The organism is Candidatus Hydrogenedentota bacterium, assembly GCA_018005585.1.
In the GTDB taxonomy this organism is placed as follows: Bacteria; Hydrogenedentota; Hydrogenedentia; order Hydrogenedentales; family JAGMZX01; genus JAGMZX01.
The window spans coordinates 1-3,566 of the sequence record JAGMZX010000273.1; the positions used below are offsets into that span (position 1 = coordinate 1).

3 protein-coding genes are annotated in these 3,566 nt (G+C 66.8%); all 3 read left to right on the forward strand.

Annotation, left to right across the window (positions count from 1 at the left end; translation table 11 throughout):
- Positions 1–267, forward strand: a 267-nt coding sequence (locus KA184_23625) for a hypothetical protein (protein MBP8132581.1), incomplete at its 5' end; no start/stop codon positions are given.
- Positions 268–439: 172 nt separating this feature from the next.
- Positions 440–1,711 (forward strand): glycoside hydrolase family 1 protein, encoded by a 1,272-nt coding sequence (locus KA184_23630; protein MBP8132582.1) that lies wholly within the window; start codon positions 440–442, stop codon positions 1,709–1,711.
- A gap of 4 nt (positions 1,712–1,715) precedes the next feature.
- The gene (gene murQ, locus KA184_23635; GenBank protein ID MBP8132583.1) at positions 1,716–3,539 is read left to right on the forward strand and encodes an N-acetylmuramic acid 6-phosphate etherase; all 1,824 of its coding nucleotides are present in this window, start codon (positions 1,716–1,718) and stop codon (positions 3,537–3,539) included.
- The last annotated feature ends 27 nt before the right edge of the window (positions 3,540–3,566 follow it).

Here is a 3,566-nt window from a genome sequence, read left to right on the forward strand (position 1 = left end):
ATCATGCGCGTGATCCAGCTGTACAACTCGGAAGGTTTCCATTGCGCCGAAGGCACTGAAGACGGATATGCGCCCGGCCCCGGCGAGGCGGGATGCGCCCCGCACGACAGCGATTACATCGCGCAGGACTGGGGCATCAATCTGTCCGAACTGTTGCGGGCGGTGCAGATGTACAACGCGCCCGGCCGCGCCTATCACGTAAGGGAAGGCAGCGAGGACGGGTATGCGCCCGGCGGCGTGGACCTCTACGAAGTGCTGGGAAAATGATCTGACGGAATTCGAGCCTGGCGGGGCGGCCATGAATCCCGTGGCCGCCCCGCTTGTCTTCCCGGGGTGCCTGCCATCTCTTTTCCTCACCGGAGCCGCGCATGCTAGGATGAGGCCGGGCAAGGACCCGGCCCTCAAGAATAACCGGCCCAGCGTACAGGAGAGCAGGCGCTTGAGCACCTTTCCCGGCGATTTCCTCTGGGGAGCGACCGTATCAGCGCACAAGGTCGAAGGCGGCAATTTCGACAACGACTGGTGGCGCTGGGAGCAACGCCCCACGCGGATCGCGGACGGCGCCACGTCCGCCCGGGCCGCGGACCACTTCAACCGATACGAAGAGGATTTCTCGCTCTCGCGCAAACTCGGGTTGAACGCAATGCTGGTCTCGCTCGAATGGAGCCGCATTCAGCCGGTCATCGACGCGTTCGACGAGACGGCCATTGCACATTATGCCGCGGTGTTCGATTGCCTGCGCACCCAGGGGATTGAGCCTGTCTGCGTCTTGCACGATGTGACGCGGCCCGCGTGGTTTGCCAATACGGGCGGCTGGCGCCGCGCTGGGGCAGCCGTCTACTTCGAGCATTATGTCGACCGCGTTGCCGAGGCGCTCGGCCAGAAATGCCGATGGTGGATTCCTATCTATGAGCCCGAGTTTACCCGGTCCATGAGCCATGTCGACCGTCTCTGGCCCGGAGACGCCAAAGCGGGCGGAGACCCGGTTCGCACGATGGCGCAGGCGCATGTCCGGGCCTACCACGCCTTGCACGGCGTGCGGCCCGACGCCATGGTCGGCGTATCCGTCCGTACGGGCATCACGCTGCCCCTGGACGAACACAGTGCGTGGGATGTGCGCGCCGCGCAACGGTTGCGCCACCGGCGGCATCATCACTTTCTCCAAACCCTCAAACTCGAAGACGGCGGCGACTGCCATTATGATTTTCTCGGCATTTCCTATTACGGGCGTCAACTGGTGCGGTTCGCCCCATTCGACGTGCGCCGGCGCTTCGCCCGCGTGGTCGACGGGTCGGGGCGGCCCGTTCCGCCCGATCGCACCCAGGCTGACCCGCGCGGGTTGCGGGAAGTGTTGCTGGAAATGGGCCGTTACGCCGTGCCGATGCTGGTCACGGGCAATGGTATCGCCACGCAGCAGGACGGCGAGCGCTGCGCCTACCTGCTGGAACACCTCTGGGCCTTGCAGCACGCAATGGCGGATGGCGTGAACGTCCGCGGCTATTTCCACAACGCTTTGCTCGACGGTTTCGAATGGACTCTCGGCTACCAGGCCCGGTATGGGCTAATCCATGTGGACCGGGAAACGCAAGCACGCACACCGAACGGCAGCGCATTTCTGTACCAGGACATCTGCCGCACCCGCGAGATTCGCATGGGCGTGCTGTCCAAATTCTGCCCCGGCTGGAAACCACCGGCGCTTGAGGCGGAGTAGAACCATGACCTGCGTGCTGGCCATCGAGGCAGGCGCCACCCGCTGCGCAGCAGGACTCTACACGACGGACGGCCGTTTACTCGCCGAGACCTTCGGCGGACCCTGCAATCCGGTCGCGTACGGTCTGGACAAGACGCTCGCCGAGGTCTCGGCCCTCATGGACTATTTTCGAAAAGAGGGCATCATGACCACCGAGTTGGTCGTGGCCGCGGGCATGGCGGGCGTATTCTCCGCTGCTTGGCGCGATAAGGCCGGCCAAGGCCTTTGCCGGCTCCCCGGCGTGGTCCGCGCGCTCGTTTCGGATGATTTTCACCCCCCGCTCGCGGCGAACGCGCCGGAAGGGCCGGCTGTCCTCGTCATCGCAGGCACCGGTTCCAAAGTCGTCGCTCGAGACGCGAACGGCCGCGAGGCACAAGCCGGCGGGCGGGGCATCCCCTTCGGGGAAGAAGGCAGCGCCTATCAGGTTGCGTTGTCCGCGTTGCGCGCGTGCGCGCACGCCGCCGACGGCGTGGGGCCCGCCACCGCGCTCGTGCAAGTTTTGCCCGAGGCCGCGGGCGCGCCGGACTTCACCGCGTTCACGGCTTGGGCCAACAGCGCCGGAAAGGCCGAGCTCGCCCGCCTCGCTCAGGCGGCTATTCACTGCGCGGAACAGGGCGATCCCGTGGCGATGCGTTGCATCGAAGAACAGGCGGCAAGATTGGCCGCGATGACCGGCGCCGTGCATCGCCGCCTCTGCCTGCCCGATGCGGCGCCCGTGTTTCTCACAGGCGGCCTGTTCGAGCACAGTCCGCTGTACCGTTCCCTGTTCGAGCGGCAGGTCGCGGCCTACGCGCCGTTGCGTGTCCAAGAGCCGTCGCTGCGCGGCCACTGCGCCGTGTTCGAGATGTTCCGCCTGAAAACAAAACCCGGCTGGATCGCGGATGTCTCGCCCCAGCCGGCCCGCACGAGCCTGCTGCCGCCTACCGAACAGACCCGCGACAGCGCAGGCACTATCGACCAGATGACGGCGCGCGAAATCGCGGATGCCATGCACGCCGCGGACCTGGAGGCGGTCCGCGCCGTGGGCGGCCAGACCCTCGTAATCGCGGCGGCAATCGATGCCGCCGCGCAGGCCATTCGCAGCGGCGGGCGTATTATTTATGCAGGCGCGGGCACGAGCGGGAGGCTCGGAGTGCTCGATGCATCGGAGTGCCCCCCCACCTTCGGCGTGGCGCCCACGCGGGTCATCGGGTTGATTGCGGGCGGCGAACAGGCGCTGCGCCACAGCGTCGAAGGCGCGGAAGACGACGCGGACGAGGGCCGCGGCAGCCTTCTGGCGCTTGCCCCGAACACCCGGGACATTGTCGTGGGCATTGCGGCATCGGGGACAACGCCGTACGTGCTGGGCGCGCTTGATGCCGCGCGCCGGGCGGGCGCGCGCACCGTCTTCCTGTGCTGCAATCCTGACGCCGCGGCCCGGGCCGACATGACCATCAAACTCGATACCGGGCCCGAGGTGCTTGCGGGTTCCACGCGCTTGAAGGCCGGCACGGCAACCAAGCTTGTGCTCAATATGATTTCGACCGGCGCTATGGCGCTCGCAGGATACGTGTACGCCGGCCGGATGGTGCACATGCAACCCGGCAACGCGAAGTTGCGCGCGCGCGCCGAACAAATGATTGCAGCGCTGGGCAACGTCAGCCCGGCCAGAGCCGGCGCGCTGCTGGAAAAGGCCGGGAATCGCATCGCCGTGGCCATCCTGATGGCGCGAACGGGCATCGACGCGCGGGACGCGGCGCGCCGCCTCGACGCGGCGGGGGGAAACCTGTCGGACGCGCTCAAGGGATGAATGCTGAACGGTCTCCGCAGGCGCTCC